The organism is Sinisalibacter aestuarii, from assembly GCF_027923545.1.
GTDB classification, from domain to species: domain Bacteria; phylum Pseudomonadota; class Alphaproteobacteria; order Rhodobacterales; family Rhodobacteraceae; genus Sinisalibacter; species Sinisalibacter aestuarii.
The window spans coordinates 1-17,517 of record NZ_BROH01000023.1 but is presented as its reverse complement, the minus strand read 5'-3'; the positions used below and the strand labels follow the sequence as shown (position 1 = coordinate 17,517).

14 protein-coding genes are annotated in these 17,517 nt (G+C 67.4%); 8 read left to right on the top strand and 6 right to left on the bottom strand.

Features of this window, described 5'->3' with window-relative positions; genetic code table 11:
• Positions 1 to 209: 209 nt before the first annotated feature.
• Positions 210 to 3,638, bottom strand: a complete 3,429-nt coding sequence (gene putA / locus QMG28_RS20800; RefSeq protein ID WP_281844139.1) for a bifunctional proline dehydrogenase/L-glutamate gamma-semialdehyde dehydrogenase PutA — start codon at positions 3,636 to 3,638, stop codon at positions 210 to 212.
• A gap of 120 nt (positions 3,639 to 3,758) precedes the next feature.
• Here putA and QMG28_RS20795 point away from each other — a divergent pair, with 120 nt between their 5' ends.
• Entirely contained in the window at positions 3,759 to 4,235 is a 477-nt protein-coding gene (locus QMG28_RS20795) for an Lrp/AsnC family transcriptional regulator (RefSeq protein WP_281844138.1), read from the top strand.
• Positions 4,236 to 4,322: 87 nt separating this feature from the next.
• Here the strand turns inward: QMG28_RS20795 and QMG28_RS20790 are convergent, their stop codons facing one another.
• From QMG28_RS20790 to QMG28_RS20770, 5 genes are all read right to left on the bottom strand, one after another.
• Positions 4,323 to 5,075 carry a FadR/GntR family transcriptional regulator gene (locus QMG28_RS20790; protein WP_281844137.1) on the bottom strand — a complete coding sequence of 251 codons (753 nt, stop codon included), beginning with the start codon at positions 5,073 to 5,075 and terminating at the stop codon, positions 4,323 to 4,325.
• Positions 5,065 to 6,021, bottom strand: coding sequence for an ABC transporter ATP-binding protein (locus QMG28_RS20785; protein WP_281844136.1), 957 nt, complete (start codon positions 6,019 to 6,021; stop codon positions 5,065 to 5,067). Before QMG28_RS20785 ends, QMG28_RS20790 begins: the two co-directional genes overlap by 11 nt.
• Positions 6,018 to 7,889 carry a dipeptide/oligopeptide/nickel ABC transporter permease/ATP-binding protein gene (locus tag QMG28_RS20780; protein ID WP_281844135.1) on the bottom strand — a complete coding sequence of 624 codons (1,872 nt, stop codon included), beginning with the start codon at positions 7,887 to 7,889 and terminating at the stop codon, positions 6,018 to 6,020. The genes QMG28_RS20785 and QMG28_RS20780 overlap by 4 nt, the downstream gene beginning before the upstream one ends.
• The gene (locus QMG28_RS20775) at positions 7,886 to 8,833 is read right to left on the bottom strand and encodes an ABC transporter permease (RefSeq protein ID WP_281844134.1); all 948 of its coding nucleotides are present in this window, start codon (positions 8,831 to 8,833) and stop codon (positions 7,886 to 7,888) included. The genes QMG28_RS20780 and QMG28_RS20775 overlap by 4 nt, the downstream gene beginning before the upstream one ends.
• A gap of 135 nt (positions 8,834 to 8,968) precedes the next feature.
• Positions 8,969 to 10,546 (bottom strand): ABC transporter substrate-binding protein, encoded by a 1,578-nt coding sequence (locus tag QMG28_RS20770; RefSeq protein ID WP_281844133.1) that lies wholly within the window; start codon positions 10,544 to 10,546, stop codon positions 8,969 to 8,971.
• A 113-nt stretch (positions 10,547 to 10,659) separates the two neighbouring features.
• Here QMG28_RS20770 and QMG28_RS20765 point away from each other — a divergent pair, with 113 nt between their 5' ends.
• The 7 genes from QMG28_RS20765 (at position 10,660) to QMG28_RS20735 (ending at position 17,266) form a co-directional block, all read left to right on the top strand.
• The gene (locus QMG28_RS20765) at positions 10,660 to 11,325 is read left to right on the top strand and encodes a DUF1028 domain-containing protein (protein ID WP_281844132.1); all 666 of its coding nucleotides are present in this window, start codon (positions 10,660 to 10,662) and stop codon (positions 11,323 to 11,325) included.
• Positions 11,315 to 12,538, top strand: coding sequence for a M20 family metallo-hydrolase (locus tag QMG28_RS20760; RefSeq protein ID WP_281844131.1), 1,224 nt, complete (start codon positions 11,315 to 11,317; stop codon positions 12,536 to 12,538). Before QMG28_RS20765 ends, QMG28_RS20760 begins: the two co-directional genes overlap by 11 nt.
• Before the next feature lie 324 nt (positions 12,539 to 12,862).
• Entirely contained in the window at positions 12,863 to 14,068 is a 1,206-nt protein-coding gene (gene coaBC / locus QMG28_RS20755) for a bifunctional phosphopantothenoylcysteine decarboxylase/phosphopantothenate--cysteine ligase CoaBC (protein ID WP_281844130.1), read from the top strand.
• Complete coding sequence (gene dut, locus QMG28_RS20750) at positions 14,065 to 14,529, top strand: dUTP diphosphatase (protein ID WP_281844129.1); 465 nt, start codon at positions 14,065 to 14,067, stop codon at positions 14,527 to 14,529. The genes coaBC and dut overlap by 4 nt, the downstream gene beginning before the upstream one ends.
• Positions 14,526 to 15,569: a HesA/MoeB/ThiF family protein gene (locus QMG28_RS20745; RefSeq protein ID WP_281844128.1), complete on the top strand. Its 1,044-nt coding sequence runs from the start codon at positions 14,526 to 14,528 to the stop codon at positions 15,567 to 15,569. Before dut ends, QMG28_RS20745 begins: the two co-directional genes overlap by 4 nt.
• 103 nt (positions 15,570 to 15,672) lie before the next feature.
• Positions 15,673 to 16,464: a transporter substrate-binding domain-containing protein gene (locus tag QMG28_RS20740; protein ID WP_281844127.1), complete on the top strand. Its 792-nt coding sequence runs from the start codon at positions 15,673 to 15,675 to the stop codon at positions 16,462 to 16,464.
• A 4-nt stretch (positions 16,465 to 16,468) separates the two neighbouring features.
• Positions 16,469 to 17,266 carry an amino acid ABC transporter permease gene (locus QMG28_RS20735; RefSeq protein ID WP_281844126.1) on the top strand — a complete coding sequence of 266 codons (798 nt, stop codon included), beginning with the start codon at positions 16,469 to 16,471 and terminating at the stop codon, positions 17,264 to 17,266.
• Positions 17,267 to 17,517: the final 251 nt, after the last annotated feature.

Sequence of the window (17,517 nt, the reverse complement as noted above, 5' to 3'; positions counted from 1 at the left end):
GGGCGCTGGGTGTCGATATGGGGCGCAACATCTTCCAGGCGGAAGACCCGGTTGCGATGATCCAGGCGGTATCGGCGGTGGTGCACGATCTGGAGAAACCCGGGCAGGCATTCCAGCTCTACAACGACCTGAAGGGCAAGGGCTGACCCCGGCCTTTCCCTAGCAAGCGAACGCCCCGGCCAGGCGGCCGGGGCGTTTTGTTTGGGGCGTCAGCCGCCCGCGAGCAGGCTGGCATTGCCGCCGGCTGCGGTGGTGTCGACGCAGAGATGGCGCTCATACAGCACATGGGCCGCATCGGGCTGGCCGGTGACGAGCGGCAGGATCGGCCCGTCCCGCCCGGCCAGTGCCGTGGCATAGGCGCGGGCGGTGTCGTCGTCGCCCCACCAGATCAGCGCGCCGAAGGGGGGCAGGGTGGCGAGCGCCGCCGGGTCCAGCCCCGCACCCACGGCCACGGCACGCCCGCCCAGCTTTTCCACCGCCTCGACCTGCATGCGCACCGCTTTCGGCCCCGGCCCGAGGCAGAGCACCGGCGGGCGCGGCAGGGTGGTGAGCCGGTTCAACTCGCCGGTGGGGCCGGGCAGGTGGCAGGTGCTCACCACGGCAGGCGCGCCGGTATCGAGCGCGGCGGCGATCCTGGCGGTATCGGCCTTACCTTCGGGGCGGATATTGGCGCGCGGTCCGGGCGCGCGGGTGAAACGGGCAAGGTAATGCGGCCCGCCCGCCTTTGGCCCGGTGCCCGACAGCCCCTCGCCGCCAAACGGCTGGCTGCCGACCACGGCGCCGATCTGGTTGCGGTTGGCGTAGATATTGCCCGCCTGCACCGCATCGGCGATCTGCTGCACCCGGTCGTCGATCCTTGTGTGCAGCCCGAAGGTGAGGCCGTAGCCGGTGGCGTTCACATCGGCGATGACCTGCGCCAGATCGCGCGCCCTGAAGGTGGCGAGGTGCAGCACCGGGCCGAACACTTCACGCTCCAGATCGCGAATGCCGCCGACCGAGATCAGCGAAGGCGCCACGAAGGTGCCCTGCGGCGGCGCGGCGAGCCGGTGGATCAGCCGTCCCTCCGCCTCGGCGGCATCGACATAGGCGGCGATCCCGTCGCGCGCCGCGGGCGTGATCACCGGGCCGACATCGGTGGCGAGCTCCCACGGATCGCCGAGCGCCAGCTCGTCCATCGCCCCGATCAGCATCTCGCGGATCGTGCCGGCCACGTCCTCCTGCACGTAGAGGCAGCGCAGCGCCGAGCAGCGTTGCCCCGCAGACTGGAAGGCCGAAGCCACGATATCGCGCACCGCCTGTTCGGGCAGGGCGGTCGAATCGACCACCATTGCGTTCAGCCCGCCGGTTTCGGCGATTAGCGGCGTGCCCGGTTCGCAGGCCCCGGCCATGGCGCGCTGGATGTGGCGGGCGGTGGCGGTGGAGCCGGTGAAGGCCACGCCGTTCACTCGTGCATCGGAGGTGAGCGCCGCGCCGATCACGCTGCCATGGCCCGGCAGAAGCTGAAGCGCGGTGCGCGGCACGCCCGCCTCATGCATCAGCCGCACGCCCCAGGCGGCGATGGCCGGGGTGGTTTCGGCCGGTTTGGCCAGCACCGCGTTGCCGGTGGCCAGCGCCGCCGCGATCTGGCCGGTGAAGATGGCGAGCGGAAAGTTCCACGGCGAAATACAGGTGAAAATGCCGCGCGGGCCATGCGCCTGCCCGCGCGCCCCGGCGGCGTAGTAGTGCAGGAAATCCACCGCTTCGCGCAGCTCGGCCACGGCGTCGGGCAGGGTCTTGCCCGCTTCGGTGGCGAGCAGGGCGAAGAGCGTGCCGAAGTTGCGCTCGTAAAGATCGGCGGTGCGGTTCAGCACCTCGGCGCGGGTCTCGGCGGGGGCATCCCATGGGGCGGCAGAGGCGAGCGCGGTTTCCACATCCGCCACGCTGGACAGCACCACGTCGCCGATCTTTTCGCCGGTGGCGGGGTTATGGGCCGCTTCCACCGCGTCACCCGCGACCGGCCCGGCAAGGATCGGCGCCACCCGCCAGGGCGCGGGGGCGGGGCGGGCGGCGTCGATGCGCTGAAGCTCGGTCACGTCGAACAGATCGAACCCCGCCGCGTTCGCCCGCTCGGGGGCGAACAGTTCCGGCCCGGTCTGCAGCGCCGGCTCGAACGGCCCCGGCGCCTGCGCCAGCGTCTCGAACGGGCAGGCGGCGACCTCGGTCGCGGGCACGGCATCGTCGACGATCTGGTTGACGAAGGAGGAGTTGGCCCCGTTCTCCAGCAGCCGCCGCACGAGATAGGCGAGCAGATCGCGATGCGCGCCGACCGGGGCGTAGATCCGGCAGCGTGTGCCGTGCTCGGCATGCACGATATCGTGCAGCGCCTCGCCCATCCCGTGCAGGCGCTGGAACTCGTAGGCCGAAGGCGCGAGGCCCTCGGCCATATGCAGGATCGCGGCGACGGTATGGGCGTTGTGGGTGGCGAATTGCGGATAGATCCGGTCGGTCATCCGCAGCAGCCGGCTTGCATTGGCGAGATAGCTCACATCGGTGGCGGCCTTGCGGGTGAACACCGGAAAATCCGCCAGCCCCTGCACCTGCGCGTGCTTGATCTCGGTATCCCAATAGGCGCCCTTGACCAGCCGCACCATGATCCGCCGGTCGAGCCGGGCGGCGATCTCGTAGAGCCCTTCGATCACCTTGCCCGCGCGGCGGCCATAGGCTTGCACCACCACGCCGAGGCCGTCCCATCCGGCCAGTGCCGGGTCGGCCAGAACCACCTCGATCACCTTGAGCGAGAGGCCCAGCCGGTCGGCCTCTTCGGCATCGACGTTGAGGCCCATCCCCGCCGCGGCGGCCTGGCGGGCGAGGCGGGAGAGAACCGGCACCAGCTCGGCCATCACCCGCGCCGTCTTGGCCACTTCATAGCGCGGATGCAGCGCCGAGAGCTTGACCGAGATACCGGGATTGGTGGCGATGTCGCCGGGCTTGCAGGCGGCGGAAATGGCGGCGATGGCGCGGGCGTAAGCCTCGGCATAGCGGGCGGCATCGGTGGCATTCATCGCCGCCTCGCCCAGCATGTCGTAGGAATAGGTGAAGCCCCTGGCCTCTTTGCCCTCGGCGCGTTTCATCGCCGCGCCGATATCCTGCCCGAGCACGAATTGCCGGCCCATCTCGCGCATCGCCCGGCCCACGGCGGTGCGGATCACCGGCTCGCCCAGACGCCGCACCATGCCGCGCAGCATCCCCGCGATGCCCGGCTCGGCCTCGTCCAGCACCTTGCCGGTGAGCAACAGGCCCCATGTGGAGGCGTTGACCAGCGGCGAGGTCGAATGGCCGATATGCTTCGACCAGTCGGACGGTGCGATCTTGTCTTCGATCAGCGCGTCGATCGTGTCGGCGTCGGGCACGCGCAGAAGCGCCTCGGCCAGACACATCAGCGCCACGCCCTCATCGGTGGATAGCCCGTATTCGGCAAGGAACACATCCATCAGGCCGGGGCGCGAGGCTTTGCGGATGCGCTCGACCAGCCCGGCGGCCTTGGTGACGATGGCGGCGCGCGCCGCCTCGTCAAGCGCGGCGGTTTCGGTGAGCGCCGCGAGCAGTTCGGTTTCGTCACGGCGCTTGGCGCGGTCCCATTTCGGGTCGAGGTCGATCATGGCGGGTTTCCCTGAAGGCTATGAGGCCATAATATCCCATCCGAACCGCCCAGATTTCCCGAAGATGGAAATCGCAAAGGCGAAACGGCTGAAATGCACGGTCAGAACAGGAAAACAGACATGCAGGACGATACCCCGCCGAGACTCGACAAGATCGACCGCGCCATTCTCGACGCGCTCGCACGCGACGGGCGGATCTCGATGATCGAGCTGGGGCAGACGGTCGGATTGTCGAAATCGCCGGTCACCGCGCGGGTGAAGCGGCTGGAGGCGGAGGGGGTGATCACCGGCTACCGCGCCGAGCTGTCGGCGCGCAAACTGGGGCTGGAGCATGTGGCCTTCATGCAGCTTCGCCTGTCCGATACCCGCGAGCAGGCATTGCAGGCCTTCAACGCGGCGGTGCGCCAGATCCCCGAAGTGGAGGAATGCCACATGATCGCGGGCGGGTTCGATTACCTGATCAAAGTGCGCACCCGCGATATCCGCGAGTATCGCCGGGTGCTGAGCGAAAGCGTCTCGCGCCTGCCGCATGTGGCCGCCACCTCCACCTTCGTTTCGATGGAAAGCGTGCGCGATCCCGGGGTGCGGCAAATCTGAACGGGCGCTTTGCCTCGTGGCAGGCCGCTTGCGTCATGCCGGCAGACTGCTCCCCGGGGGGCCGGAGATGTGACACCCCGGCGCGTCTCACTCGGTGATGAACCGCCGCTGCATCTCGGCTTCCTGCCCTTCCATGAGCTTCTGGGCCGTCTCCATGTGATCGCGCATCACCAGCCGCGCCGTGTCGGCGTCGCCCAGGCGCAGCGCGTCGATCAGTTCGAGGTGAAACGCCGCGCCGCGCTGCCAGAGTTCGACATTGGGCGGCTCGTAGAGTTTGCGGTAGACGGTCAGGTCCGACAGCATGTTGACCATGAAGTCGATCAGGAACCCGAGCAGCGCATTGTCGGCCTGCTCGGCCAGAAGAGCGTGAAACCGCAGCGAGGCGACGTGCTGTTCGCGCTCTTCGTCGATCGTGCTGGCGGGCTCGGAATATTCGCCGACGATCTCGCGAAGCTGCTCCAGCACATCGTCCGACAACGTGCCGGCGAGCGAGGCGGCCAGTTCCGGCTCCAGCACACGGCGAAGCTGGTAGATGTCTTTGATCGTGAGATCCTTGAAGTAGAAGTAATTGCCCAGCAGCGCCCGTGCCCGCTCTTTCGAGACCTCATGGACGAAGGTGCCGCCGCCCGGCCCGGTGCGGCTTTTCACCAGCCCCTGCGCTTCTAGGATGCGCATCGCCTCGCGGATCGTGCCCTTGGCCATGCCGAAGCGCTCGATCAGGTCCGGCTCCGATGGCAGCCTGTCGCCCGCGCTGAAATGCTCCTGGACGATCCAGTCCTTGATCTCCTCGGCCACGCGGGCCGGGCGGCTCAGGCGCGGACGCTCCGGCTCATCCTTCAAGCGGGTGGTGGCAGGCGGCAAGCTGATGCTCTCCCAGCGGTTTCAGTTCAGGCTCGGCGGTAAGGCACCGCTCGGTGGCGCGGGGGCAGCGCCCGGCGAAGGCGCAGCCGGTGGGCGGGTTGAGCGGATCGGGCAGCTCGCTGTCTTTCTGCTCCGGCGCGCTCAGGGCTCGCCCCACCACCGGGGCGCTGTCGGCTAACAACTTGGTATAGGGGTGGCGCGGGGTTTTGAAAACCTCCTCGGCCGGGCCGATCTCGACCACCGAGCCGAAATAGAGCACCATGATCCGGTCGCTCACCGCCTCGACCACGGCAAGATCGTGGCTGATGAACAGATAGGTGAGGTTGAACTCCTCGCGCAGCCCGGCCAGCAGGTTCAGCACCTGCGCCTGCACCGACACGTCGAGCGCGCTGACCGGCTCGTCGAGGATGATGATCCGGGGCGCGGCGGCAAGGGCGCGGGCAATGCCGATGCGCTGGGCCTGCCCGCCGGAAAACTCGTGCGGATAACGGTCGAGAAACTCTTCGCGCAGGTTCACGCTGGCGAAGATTTCGCGGATGCGCCCCATGCGCTCCTCGGCGTCGAGGCCATAGAGGCGCTTCAACGGCGCCTCCATGATCTGCTTGATCGTCTTGCGCGGGTTGAGGCTGCTGACCGGGTCCTGAAACACATACTGGATCAGCTTGCCGAAGGCCGCCGGGTCGGCATTGTCGAGCGGGCGGTCCTCGATCTCGATCCGGCCGGTGGTGGGCTCCAGCAGCCCCACCAGCATCCGCGCCAGCGTGGACTTGCCGCAGCCGGATTCACCGACGATGCCCAGCGTTTCGCCGGTCTGCACCTCGAAGCTCATCGGCCGGACGGCACGCACCCCGGCGCGCGCCCTGCCCAGCAGCCCGCCGCCGATCGGGAAGGTCTTCGACAGATCACGAACCTTGAGCGCGGTCATGCCAGTTCCTCCTCGGGATGGATGCAGCGCACCGTGTGGGTGGCGGTGCCGGCCAGGTCGATCTCGCCCTGTTGGCACGCCTCGGTGGCCTTGGTGCAGCGCGGCGCGAAGGCGCAGCCCGGCGGCAGGTCCGACACCACCGGCGGCAGGCCGGGAATGGCCGCCAACTCGCGCTTGCCGCCGCCCAGTTCCGGCACACAGGCCATCAGGCGCTTGGTGTAGGGATGGGCGGGGTGTTCGAGGATGGTCGCGGTCGGCCCTTCCTCGACGATCCGGCCCGCATACATCACCGCCACCCGGTCGCAAAGCTGCGCCACCACGCCGAAATCGTGGGTGATGAAGATGATCGCCAGCCCGCGCTCGCGGCGCAGATCGTCGAGCAGGGAGAGGATCTGCGCCTGCACCGTCACGTCGAGCGCCGTCGTCGGCTCGTCGGCGATGATCACATCGGGGTCGTTGGCCAGCGCCATGGCGATGCCGACACGCTGGCGCATCCCGCCCGACATCTCATGCGGAAAATTGCGGATGCGGCTTTCGGGATTGGGGATGCGCACGGCTTTCAGCAATTCGATGGCGCGCGCCTTCGCCTCGGCATCGGGCACCTTGTGATGGGCCTGGATCGCCTCGATCAGCTGGTCGCCCACCCGGTAGAGCGGATGCAGGGTGCTGAGCGGATCCTGAAAGATATAGGCCACGTTGTTGCCGCGCTTGCGGCGCAGGCTGTCATAGCTCGCTGCCAGCAGGTCTTCGCCCTCATACCGCACCGCGCCGCCGGTGATCACGCCGGGCGGGCTGGCCACCAGCCCCATCACCGAGAGCGCGGTGACGGATTTGCCCGAGCCGCTCTCGCCGATCACCCCCAGCGCCTCGCCGGGATTGACGTGGAGCGACACCTTGTTGACCGCGCGATAGACACGGGGGCCGACATGGAACTGCGTTTCCAATTGCTGGATGTTCAAAAGCCCCTTCTGATCGGCATGGGGCACGTTGCCGCGCCGGTCCACCAGCGTTACCGCGCGGGGGCGGGTGAGCGCGCCGGAGCGCAACCGCGGGTCGAGGGCATCGCGCACCCCGTCGCCGAGCAGGTTGATGCTCATCACGATCAGAAAGATCATGATCCCCGGCACCACCGAGGTATGCGGATTGGTGATCAGCGCCGAGCGCGCCTCGCCCAGCATCGAGCCGAGATCGGCCTGCGGCGGCTGACTGCCAAGGCCGAGGAACGAGAGGCCGGCGGTTTCGAGGATCATCCAGCCCACCGTGGTCGACATGGCGATGACGATGGTCGAGAGCACGTTGGGCAGAAGCTCGGTAAGGATGATGCGGGTATGGCCCATCCCGGCAAGCCGGGCGGCGTCGATGAATTCGCGCCCCGCCAGCCCCACCGTCACGCCGCGGATGTTCCGCGCGAAGAACGGGATGTTCACCGCCGCCACGGCGATCAGCGCGTTCATCAGCCCCGGCCCCAGCGCGGCGACGATGGCCAGCGCCAGCAGGATATACGGGAACGCCATCAGCATATCGACGCCGCGCATGATGATATTGTCGGTGCGCCCGCCGAAATAGCCCGCGACGATGCCGATCCCCGAGCCGATCGTGGCCGCCACCAGCGCGGCGACGATGCCCACGGCCAGCGAAAGCCGCGTGCCCCACAAGAGCCGCGAAAGCAGATCGCGGCCCAGATGGTCGGTGCCGAGCAGATGCCCCGTGCTGAACGGGCGCTGAAAGCGGTCGGCGGTGGCGGTCACGTCCGGGTCGGCCAGCGGCAGGATCGGGGTGATCAGGGCAAGGAGCAGGATCGCGGCGAGCACCACCGCGCCCACGGCGGCAAGGCGGTTGCGAAAGAGGAGCTTGAGAAAGGTGGTCATGTCTTGATCCTCGGGTCGAGGAGCGATTGCGCCACGTCCACCACGATGTTGAAGAACACGTAAGCCCCGGCGACGAAGACGACGCCGCCCTGCACCAGAATGATGTCGCGCTTCAGGATCGCGTCCACCAGCATCCGGCCGACGCCGGGCCACTGGAAGACGATCTCGATATAGACCGAACCCGACAGCACGAAGCCCGCCTGAATGCCGAGCACCGGAATGATGCTTACCATCGCCGCACGCAGGGCATGACCCATGATCACCCGGCGCTCATCCACCCCCTTGGCGCGTGCGGTGCGGATGTAATCCTGCCGCAGCACCTCCAGCATGGCCGAGCGCGAGAGCCGGGCGATCACCCCCGTGGCCACCACCGCCAGCGCCGTGGCCGGCATGATCAGGTGCCTGGCAAGGTCGGGCAGATCGCCGCCGCCATAGATCGCATACATGCCCGAAACGGGGAGGAGCCGCAGGTTCACGGCAAACAGCAGGATCATCATCATGCCGAGAAAGAAGCTCGGCACCGAAATGCCGATCAGCACGATGAAGGTGATCGCCTTGTCCGCGAACCCGTATTGGCGGGTGGCCGAAACCACCCCGGCAAGAATGCCGAGCACCGAACACATCACAAAGGACACGCCCGCCAATATCAGGGTCGCGTTGAACCGGTCGAGGATCTCGTCGAGCACCGGGCGGTTCAGGCTGTAGCTGCGGCCGAAATCGCCGGTGAGCATATTGCCGAGCCAGATGAAATACCGGTTGATCAGCGGCTGATCGAGCCCGAGATCGCGGTTGAGCTTTTCGACGTTTTCCGGCGTGGCATAGCTGCCGAGGATCGCCGTGGCCGGATCGCCGGGGATCATCGCCATGATCAGGAAGACGATGATGGTGATGCCAAGCAGAACCGGCACCGCCGAGATCAGTCGTTTCAGGATATAGGCGCCCATGGCTCTCCCGTCCGCAGCGAAGAAAACAGCCTTCGCCCCCTTTCATCTTGCTGGAAATATCCCGGAGGCGTGCCTCCGGCACGACGGGGCAGAGCCCCCGTCGGGTCGGGCGGGGTATACCCCGCCCGAGGCCCATCAGTTCTTCACCACGTCTTCGAGATAGAGCAGGAAGGAGGGTTCCAGCGTCAGGTTCTCGACCTTGTCGCTCGTCACCGCGTTCTGCTTCCAGTTCGCGACGAAGACCCAGGGCGCGTCGTCATGCACGATCTGCTGCATCTCTTTGTAAAGCGCGGCGCGCTCGTCGAGATCGGTCGCGGTCTGGGCGGCTTCGAGCAGCGCGTCGACTTCCGGGTTGGAGTAATAGCCGGAGTTGAACCCGCCCTGATCCGGCCAGGCGGCGGTGCGCAGCGCGAGGAAGGGCAGGGTGTCGGGGTCGTTGGTCATCCAGGCCATTTCGGCCATGTCCGCCTTGCCCTCAAGCCCCGGGTTCACTTCGCCCAGGAAGGTGTTCCACTCATAGGTTTCGATCTTCACGTCGAAACCCACGGCGTTCAGGTCGGCCTGGATCGCGGTGCCCATCGGGATCGGATCGAGCATCCCCGACCCGCCTTCGGTGACATAGAAGGTCAGCTCCGCGCCCTCGGCCCCGGCTTCGGCGATGAGTTCGCGCGCCTTGTCCGGGTCGTAGGGATAGGGAGCGAGGCTCTCGTCATAGGCCCAGGTGAAGGCGGGCGGCGTCGGCCCGGCGGCCACTTCGGCGGTGCCTTCGAGCACGTCGTTCACGATCGCGTCCTTGTTGATCGCGTAATTCGCCGCCTGGCGCACCAGCTTGTCGGCAAACGGGCCTTCCTTGGCGTTCAGGATCAGGAACCACAGATGCGGGCCGGCCTGTTCGACCACGCTGAAGCTTTCGCCCTGGAATTCCGAAAGCGCGGTGGGCGGCACTTCGACCATCAGGTCGATGCCACCGGCGAGCATTTCGGCCACGCGGGTATTGGCATCGGTGATCGGGCGGAACACCACCGCATCGGTGCCGGCGGGATCGCCCCAGTAATCGGGGTTCTTCTCGATCACCACCGCCTCGTTCGAGCGCCATTCGGCGAATTTGAACGGGCCGGTGCCAGCGGGATTGCGGCCGAAATCGGCGCCATGTTCCATCACCGCGCTGGGCGAGACCATCAGCCCGGTCGGGTAGGCGAGGTTCGACAGGAACGGCGCATAGGGGGCGTTCAGCGTGATCTGCACCGTCAGATCGTCCACCACCTCCGTCGAGGCGATCGACGAGAAGTAGAAGGCCAGCGGGAAGGGGCCGGTATTGTGGTAGGGATGGTCCTCGTTCAGCATCCGGTCGAAGTTGAACTTCACCGCCTCTGCGTTGAACGGGGTGCCGTCATGGAACATCACGCCGTCGCGCAGATGGAAGGTGTAGACGGTGCCGTCTTCCGACACGTCCCAGCTTTCGGCGAGGCCGGGGCCCACTTCCAGCGTGCCGGGCTGGTAACGCAGCAGACCTTCATAGAGGTTCACCAGAATGCGGAAATCGTTCACTGCCGTTACCGCCGCCGGATCGAGCGATTTCGGCTCGGCGATCTGGCCCACGACCAGCACGCCGGGCGGGGTCTGTGCGAGCGCGGGCGCTCCGAGACCGGCGGCCAGCGCCACGCCGGCGACCGCCGCGAAGAGGCTCCGCCGGGTCCATTCGAAAGGTTTCATCTGATGCACTCCCAGTTGGTTTATGGATCGTTATGATGAGGCCGAATTATCATGATTAATTGTTTCGGTCAATTTTTCATGATAGATATCCGAAATCGAACCGGGGAGGTGTCATGACGTTTTCGATCCTTGCGCGCGACGAAGAGAGTGGTGCCATCGGCGGCGCGGCGGCCACCGGCAGCCTGTGCGTGGGCGGCTGGGTGCTGCGCGGCCATGCGCTGGCGGGGATGAGCGCGAGCCAGGGAATGGCCCCCTCGACCTTCTGGGGCGAGGATGTGCTGGAGATGATGGCGAACGGCCAAAGCGCTGAAAAAGCGGTGCGCGCGGTGACCGAGCCCGATGCCGGCCGGGCGCAGCGCCAGCTTTCGGCGCTGCCGCTGACGGGGCCGGGCGCGGCCTATACCGGCAAGTCCAACACGCCGGTGACCGGCGAGCGGCTGTTCCCCGGCGGGATCGCGGCGGGCAACATGCTGGCGGGGCCGGAGGTGGTCGATGCGCTGGCCGACGGGTTTCTCTCCGCCACCGGCAGTTTTCCCGAACGGCTGCTCGCCGGGCTGCGGGCCGCAGAGTCGGCGGGGAGCGATTCGCGCGGGCTGCTGTCGGCGGCGCTGCTGGTGGTCTCGCCGGCCCATGCCCCGCTGACCCTGCGGATCGACCATGCGGAGCATCCGCTCGCGGCGCTGGAAGACCTGCTCGCCCGCGCCACATCGGGCGACTACGCCGATTGGGCGCGGCAGGTGCCCTGCCTCGACGATCCGGAGCGCATCTATGGCGGCTGATTGGGGCCGGCATGCCGCCGAAAGGCTGGCCGCGCTGGCCGAATGCTCCGCGCCGGGGCCGGGCGTCACCCGGCTGCCGTTCACGCCCGAACACCGCGCCGCGCTCGATCTGCTCACCGGCTGGATGGAGGCGGCGGGGCTTTCCGTGCGGCTCGATGCGGCGGGCACGCTGATCGCGCGGCGCGAAGGCCCGCCGGGCGCGCCCACTTTCCTGCTGGGCTCACATCAGGATTCCGTGCGCGAAGGCGGCGGTTTCGATGGGATCATGGGCGTGGTGCTGCCGCTCGTCGCGCTGGAAAAGCTCGCGGCGGACGGGGTGGACCTGCCCTTCGCCGTCGAGGTGCTGGCCTTTGCCGATGAGGAGGGCGTGCGCTTTCCCACCGCTCTGCTTGGCCCCCGTGCGCTGGCGGGCACATTTGATCCCGCCGTGCTGGAGATGCAGGATGCGGGCGGTGTGCGGCTGCGCGACGCGATGGCGGGTTTCGGGCTGGAGCCGGATGCGATTGCCGGCCTCGCGCGCGATCCGGCCAGTGTGCTCGGCTATCTCGAAACCCATATCGAACAGGGCCCGGTGCTGGAGGCCGAAGGGCAGGCGCTGGGCGTCGTCACCGCGATCTGCGGCATCGAGCGCCACCCGGTGGTGATCTCGGGCGAGACCGGCCATGCGGGCACCCTGCCGATGCATATGCGCCGCGACGCGCTGGTGGGCGCGGCGGCCCTGATCACCGAGGTCGACCGGATGGCGCGGGCCACGCCGGGGCTGCTCGGCACCGTCGGCACGCTCGATCTGGCCCCCGGAGCCGTGAATGCTGTGCCGCGCGAGGTGCGCACGATGGTCGAGTTGCGCGCCCCCGACGATGCGGTGCGCGAGGAGGCGGGGGCCGCGCTGCACCGGTTTGCCGGGGCGCTGGGCGCGGAGAAGGGGCTGGGCATCGAGATCCACCGCAGCTACCACCAGCCCGCCGCGCCCTGCGATCCGGTGCTGACCGGGGGGCTCGTGGCGGCGGTGCAGGCCGGGGGCGGCACGGGGCTGACGCTGCCCTCCGGCGCGACCCATGACGCCTCGGCCATTGCCGATCTCTGCCCCATCGCGATGCTGTTCGTGCGCTGCCGGGGCGGTGTGAGCCACCGACCGGAGGAACATGCCTCGGCCGCCGATATGGGCGCGGCGGTGGCGGCGATCTGCGCGTTTCTCGAAAAGAGTGCCGGCTGACGGGACGGGCGTTTCGATGTGTGCTGGCAAGGAATGAGCGGGATATCCACGCTCAGGAGTGGATGCTGCAGGCCGGGCCGCGGTCGAAAATGGCGATATCAGGATTCTAGAGTTCTAGAATACTAGTGCCGGATCAGTTATTAACCTAAAGCAAAATCAATATGTTACCTCAATGTCCCCGGTAACATCCCGTTCATATCTGACCGAGATGTTACCGCCGCTCCCCACTGTCGCCGCCCCAACGCGCCCCACCGCCCCAATAACAGCCGCATTGCGCCCGCCGCGCCGTCTTCGTAACAAGGGGCAGGCTGGCCGGAGGCGCAGATGCTCGCGGGAAAACGCATACTTCTGATCATCGGCGGCGGCGTGGCGGCGTTCAAGTCGCTGACGCTGATCCGCATCCTGCGCGAGCGGGGCGCGAGCGTTGTGCCGGTGCTCACCCCGGCGGGGCAGGAATTCGTTACCCCGCTCTCGGTCTCGGCGCTTTCGGCCGAGAAGGTCTATACCGAGCTGTTCGACCTCACCGACGAGGCCGAGATGGGCCATATCGAACTGTCGCGCGATGCCGATCTGGTGGTGGTCGCGCCCGCCACCGCCGATCTTCTGGCCAAGATGGCGCAGGGGCTGGCCAACGATCTCGCCTCGACAATTCTCATGGCCACGGACAAGCGCGTGCTGGTTGCCCCGGCGATGAATGTGCGGATGTGGGAGCATCCGGCGACGCAGCGCAATGTGGCCACGCTCCGGGCCGATGGCGTGCTCTTCGCCGGGCCGACCGAGGGCGCGATGGCCTGCGGCGAGTTCGGGCCGGGCCGGATGGCCGAACCTGACGAGATCGCCAATGCCGTGCAGTCGGCGCTGATGGACGGGCCGCTCAAGGGCCGGCATGTTCTGGTCACCTCCGGGCCGACCCATGAGCCGATTGATCCGGTGCGCTACATCGCCAACCGGTCTTCCGGCGCGCAGGGCAGCGCGATTGCCCGGGCGCTTGCCGCGTTGGGGGCGAAGGTCACCTTTGTCACCGGCCCGGCAGAGGTGCCGCCGCCCGCCGGTGTGCATGTGGTGCGGGTCGAGACGGCGCGCGAGATGCTGGCGGCGGTGGAGGCCGCGCTGCCCGCCGATGCGGCGGTGTTTGCCGCCGCCGTGGCCGATTGGCGGGTGGCTTCGGCATCGGGCAGCAAGATCAAGAAAGACGGCTCGGGCGCGCTGCCCGCCCTCGATTTCGCCGAAAACCCCGACATCCTGGCCACGGTGAGCCAGATGAAACAGGGCCGGCCCGGGCTTGTCGTGGGCTTCGCCGCTGAAACCGACGATGTGATCGCCAATGCCATAGCCAAGCGCGCCCGCAAGGGCTGTGACTGGATCGTCGCCAACGATGTAAGCCCGGAGACGGGCATCATGGGCGGCGCCGAGAATGCGGTGCATCTGATCCGGGCGGACGGGGCGGAAGACTGGCCGCGCATGGGCAAGGCTGAGGTGGCGGCGAAGCTCGCGGCGCGCATCGCCGGGGCGCTGGGGGATGAGGCATGAAAACGATCCGGGTGATCTGGGACGAGGGCGCCGATACCGCGCTGGCGCTGCCGGGCTATGAGACTGCCGGCGCGGCGGGCGCCGATCTGCGCGCCAACCTGCCCGCCGATCAGCGCCATCTGGGCATCGTGCTGGCGCCGATGGAGCGGCGTATCGTGCCCACCGGGATGCGGGTGGAAATCCCTCAGGGCTACGAGATGCAGATCCGTCCGCGTTCGGGGCTGGCGCTGAAACATGGCGTCACCCTGCCCAACACACCGGGCACGATCGACAGCGATTATCGCGGGCCGCTCGGGGTGCTGCTGATCAATCTCGGGCTGGAGCCCTATGTGGTCCATCATGGCGACCGGATCGCCCAGGCGGTGATCGCGCCCGTGGTGCAGATGAGCTATGAGTTGACCGATAGCCTGGGCGAGACGGGCCGGGGCGAGGGCGGCTTCGGCTCGACCGGACGGAAATGATCGTCTTTCTCCTTGCCATTGCCGCCATCTGGGGGCCGGGCAGCTGGCTGCGGCTGCCGCTGGCCCTGCGCTGGGGGCTGACGGCGCTGCTCTTCGCGGTGATCCTGATCGCCCATGCCGCGCTGCCGCCGGGCCATGCTCTGCCCGCGCTGTTCGGCGGGAATTTCGCCGGCTGGGCGACACTGGCCGGTGTGGTGGTGCTGGTGGCGCTCTACATCCGGGCGCTTGGCTGGCTGCGCGCGCGGGCGAAAGATCCGGCGCCTGCCGTGCCTGCCGCCCCGCAAGGCCCGTTCTCGACCGCCGAACTCGACCGCTACGCCCGCCATATCGTGCTGCGCGAGATCGGCGGGCCGGGGCAGAAGGCGCTGAAGGAGGCGCGGGTGCTGGTGGTCGGAGCCGGAGGGCTGGGCAGCCCGGCGCTGCTCTACCTGGCCGCCGCCGGGGTGGGCACGATCGGCGTGATCGACGACGATATCGTCTCGAATTCCAACCTGCAGCGGCAGGTGATCCACCGCGACGCCGATATCGGCACACCCAAGGTCTTCTCCGCCGAGCGGGCGATGACGGCGGAAAACCCGCATATCACCGTGCGCCCCTATAACCGGCGGCTCACCGAGGAGATCGCGCAGGAGCTGTTCGCGGACTATGATCTGATCCTCGAAGGCTCCGACAATTTCGCCACCCGCTACCTGGTGAACCGCGCCGCCGCGCGCCTCGGCAAGCCGGTGATCGGCGGCGCGATCACCCAGTGGGAGGGTCAGCTTTCGATCTGGGATCCGGCCACCGGCGCGCCCTGCTACCAATGCGTCTTTCCCGAAGCGCCCGCCGAAGGGCTGGCGCCGAGTTGCGCCGAGGCGGGCGTGATCGGGCCGCTGCCGGGCGTGATCGGGGCGATGATGGCGGGCGAGGCGGTGAAGGAGATCGCCGGCGCCGGCGACGGGCTGCGCGGGCGGCTTCTGATCTGGGACGGGCTCTATGCAGAAAGCCGGGTCATCCGCACCAGGCGGCGCAAGGATTGCCCGGTTTGCGGCACGGGCTGAGGCGACATTTTCGCCCTGCCGCGTTCTGGCCTCACGGCACCACTGGACTTGGCCGTTGGCCCGGATAAGCTGACCGCGTTCACATATTTTCGGGAGTCTGCCCATGAAAGCCTTTGTCCTCGCCGCCACCCTTGCGGCTGCCACCGTCACGGCCACCGCCAGTTTCGCCGCCGATCTGCCCGATCTGGGCGGGCGCGAGGTGGTTGTCGTCACCGAGAACGCCTATCCGCCGCTGCAATTCATCGATGGGAGCGGCAATGCCGTTGGCTGGGAATACGATGCGATGGCCGAAATCGCCGGGCGGCTGAACATCACCGTCGCCTACGAGAATATCTCGTGGGATGCGATGATCCCCGCCGTTTCCGATGGCCAGTACGATCTGGGCATGACCGGCATCACCATCCGCGACGACCGCGCCGAGGTGGTGGATTTCTCCGATCCCTATATGCGCTCGGAGATGATCATGATGGTGCGCGGCGATGAAGACCGCTTCACCGATGCCGCGAGCTTTGCCGCCGATCCCGATCTGCTGATGGCCGCCCAGCCCGGCACCACGCCGTTCTATGTGGGCGTCTATGACGTGCTCGACGGCGACGAAGCCAATCCGCGCATCATCAAGTTCGAAACCTTCGGCGCCGGCGTTGCGGCGCTGCGCGCGGGCGATGTCGATCTGGTGCTGACCGACAGCACCGCCGGCAACGGCTACGTGGCCGCCTCCGATGGCGGGCTGAAGATCGTCGGCGAAAAGCTTGGCACCGAGGATTTCGGCTTCATCTTCCCGAAAGGGTCCGATCTGGTCGCCCCGATCAACGCCGCCATCGCCGCAATGAAGGACGATGGCACCATCGACGCGCTCAACACCAAGTGGTTCCTCGACTACAAGATGGGTGAATGACCGGGTGACGCCGTCTTCGGACCAGACCCGGGAATTTCCCTGGTGGCTGCTCGCCGCAGTGGCCATCGGGGGCTACCTGCTCTACCGGGTCGTCGCCGACGATCTTTATGCCCGGGTGCTCACCACGCTGTCCAAGGGCATCGGCATCACCGTGTTCGTCACGCTCGTGGCCTTTGCCCTGGCGATGCTGGTGGGGCTGCTGCTGGCGGTCGCCTCGCTCTCGCGCTTTACATTGCTGCGCCAGCTCGCGCGGTTCTATATCGAGATCATCCGCGGCGTGCCGATCCTCGTGCTGCTGCTCTACGTGGCCTTCGTCGTCGCGCCGGGGCTGGTCACCGCCGCCAACTGGGCGCTGGAGAGGGTCGGGCTCGACCCGATCCGCACCCGCGATTTCTCGCTGATGTGGCGCGCAATCATCGCGCTGATGATCGGCTATTCCGCCTTTATCGCCGAGGTGTTCCGCGCCGGGCTTCTGGCGGTGGAAAAGGGCCAGGTGGAGGCCGCCGAGGCGCTCGGGCTGAACGGCTGGCTGCGCTTTCGCCTGGTGATCTTTCCGCAGGCGATCCGCACGATCATGCCGCCGCTCGGCAACGATTTCATCGCGATGATCAAGGATTCGTCGCTGGTGAGCGTGCTCGGCGTGACCGACATCACCCAATTGGGCAAGGTCACCGCAGCGGGCAATTTCCGTTATTTCGAAACCTATAACGTGGTCGCGCTGATCTATCTGATCATGACCATCTCGCTCTCGCTGGCCCTGAGGCGGCTGGAACAGCGGATGCGGGCGAAATACGTGGCCTGAGGGCGCAAGGCGGCCGCTCGGGAACGTTAGCTTTTCAGCAAGACATGAATGGAAGGTTAACGGAGTTTCCAGTGTAACTGCTTGATTTCACTTGCAGCGGTGTCGTGTTTCGGACTCTACGATTCTAGGCCGTGGACCCATAAACCTGCTTCCCTTCGCGTTCAGGCGGTGATTCACTGGTCCTGCCGACGGGGAGGACAGCCATGCGCCGACGTTACGATCTCACCGAGCACGAATGGTCGATCATTCAG

Excerpts from the sequence above, each read along its gene's own strand:
- putA (WP_281844139.1), bottom strand. The coding sequence starts at position 3,638 with ATGATCGACCTCGACCCGAAATGGGACCGCGCCAAGCGCCGTGACGAA.
- QMG28_RS20795 (WP_281844138.1), top strand. The coding sequence starts at position 3,759 with ATGCAGGACGATACCCCGCCGAGACTCGACAAGATCGACCGCGCCATT.
- QMG28_RS20785 (WP_281844136.1), bottom strand. The coding sequence starts at position 6,021 with ATGACCGCGCTCAAGGTTCGTGATCTGTCGAAGACCTTCCCGATCGGC.
- QMG28_RS20780 (WP_281844135.1), bottom strand. The coding sequence starts at position 7,889 with ATGACCACCTTTCTCAAGCTCCTCTTTCGCAACCGCCTTGCCGCCGTG.
- QMG28_RS20775 (WP_281844134.1), bottom strand. The coding sequence starts at position 8,833 with ATGGGCGCCTATATCCTGAAACGACTGATCTCGGCGGTGCCGGTTCTG.
- QMG28_RS20770 (WP_281844133.1), bottom strand. The coding sequence starts at position 10,546 with ATGAAACCTTTCGAATGGACCCGGCGGAGCCTCTTCGCGGCGGTCGCC.
- QMG28_RS20765 (WP_281844132.1), top strand. The coding sequence starts at position 10,660 with ATGACGTTTTCGATCCTTGCGCGCGACGAAGAGAGTGGTGCCATCGGC.
- QMG28_RS20760 (WP_281844131.1), top strand. The coding sequence starts at position 11,315 with ATGGCGGCTGATTGGGGCCGGCATGCCGCCGAAAGGCTGGCCGCGCTG.
- coaBC (WP_281844130.1), top strand. The coding sequence starts at position 12,863 with ATGCTCGCGGGAAAACGCATACTTCTGATCATCGGCGGCGGCGTGGCG.
- dut (WP_281844129.1), top strand. The coding sequence starts at position 14,065 with ATGAAAACGATCCGGGTGATCTGGGACGAGGGCGCCGATACCGCGCTG.
- QMG28_RS20745 (WP_281844128.1), top strand. The coding sequence starts at position 14,526 with ATGATCGTCTTTCTCCTTGCCATTGCCGCCATCTGGGGGCCGGGCAGC.
- QMG28_RS20740 (WP_281844127.1), top strand. The coding sequence starts at position 15,673 with ATGAAAGCCTTTGTCCTCGCCGCCACCCTTGCGGCTGCCACCGTCACG.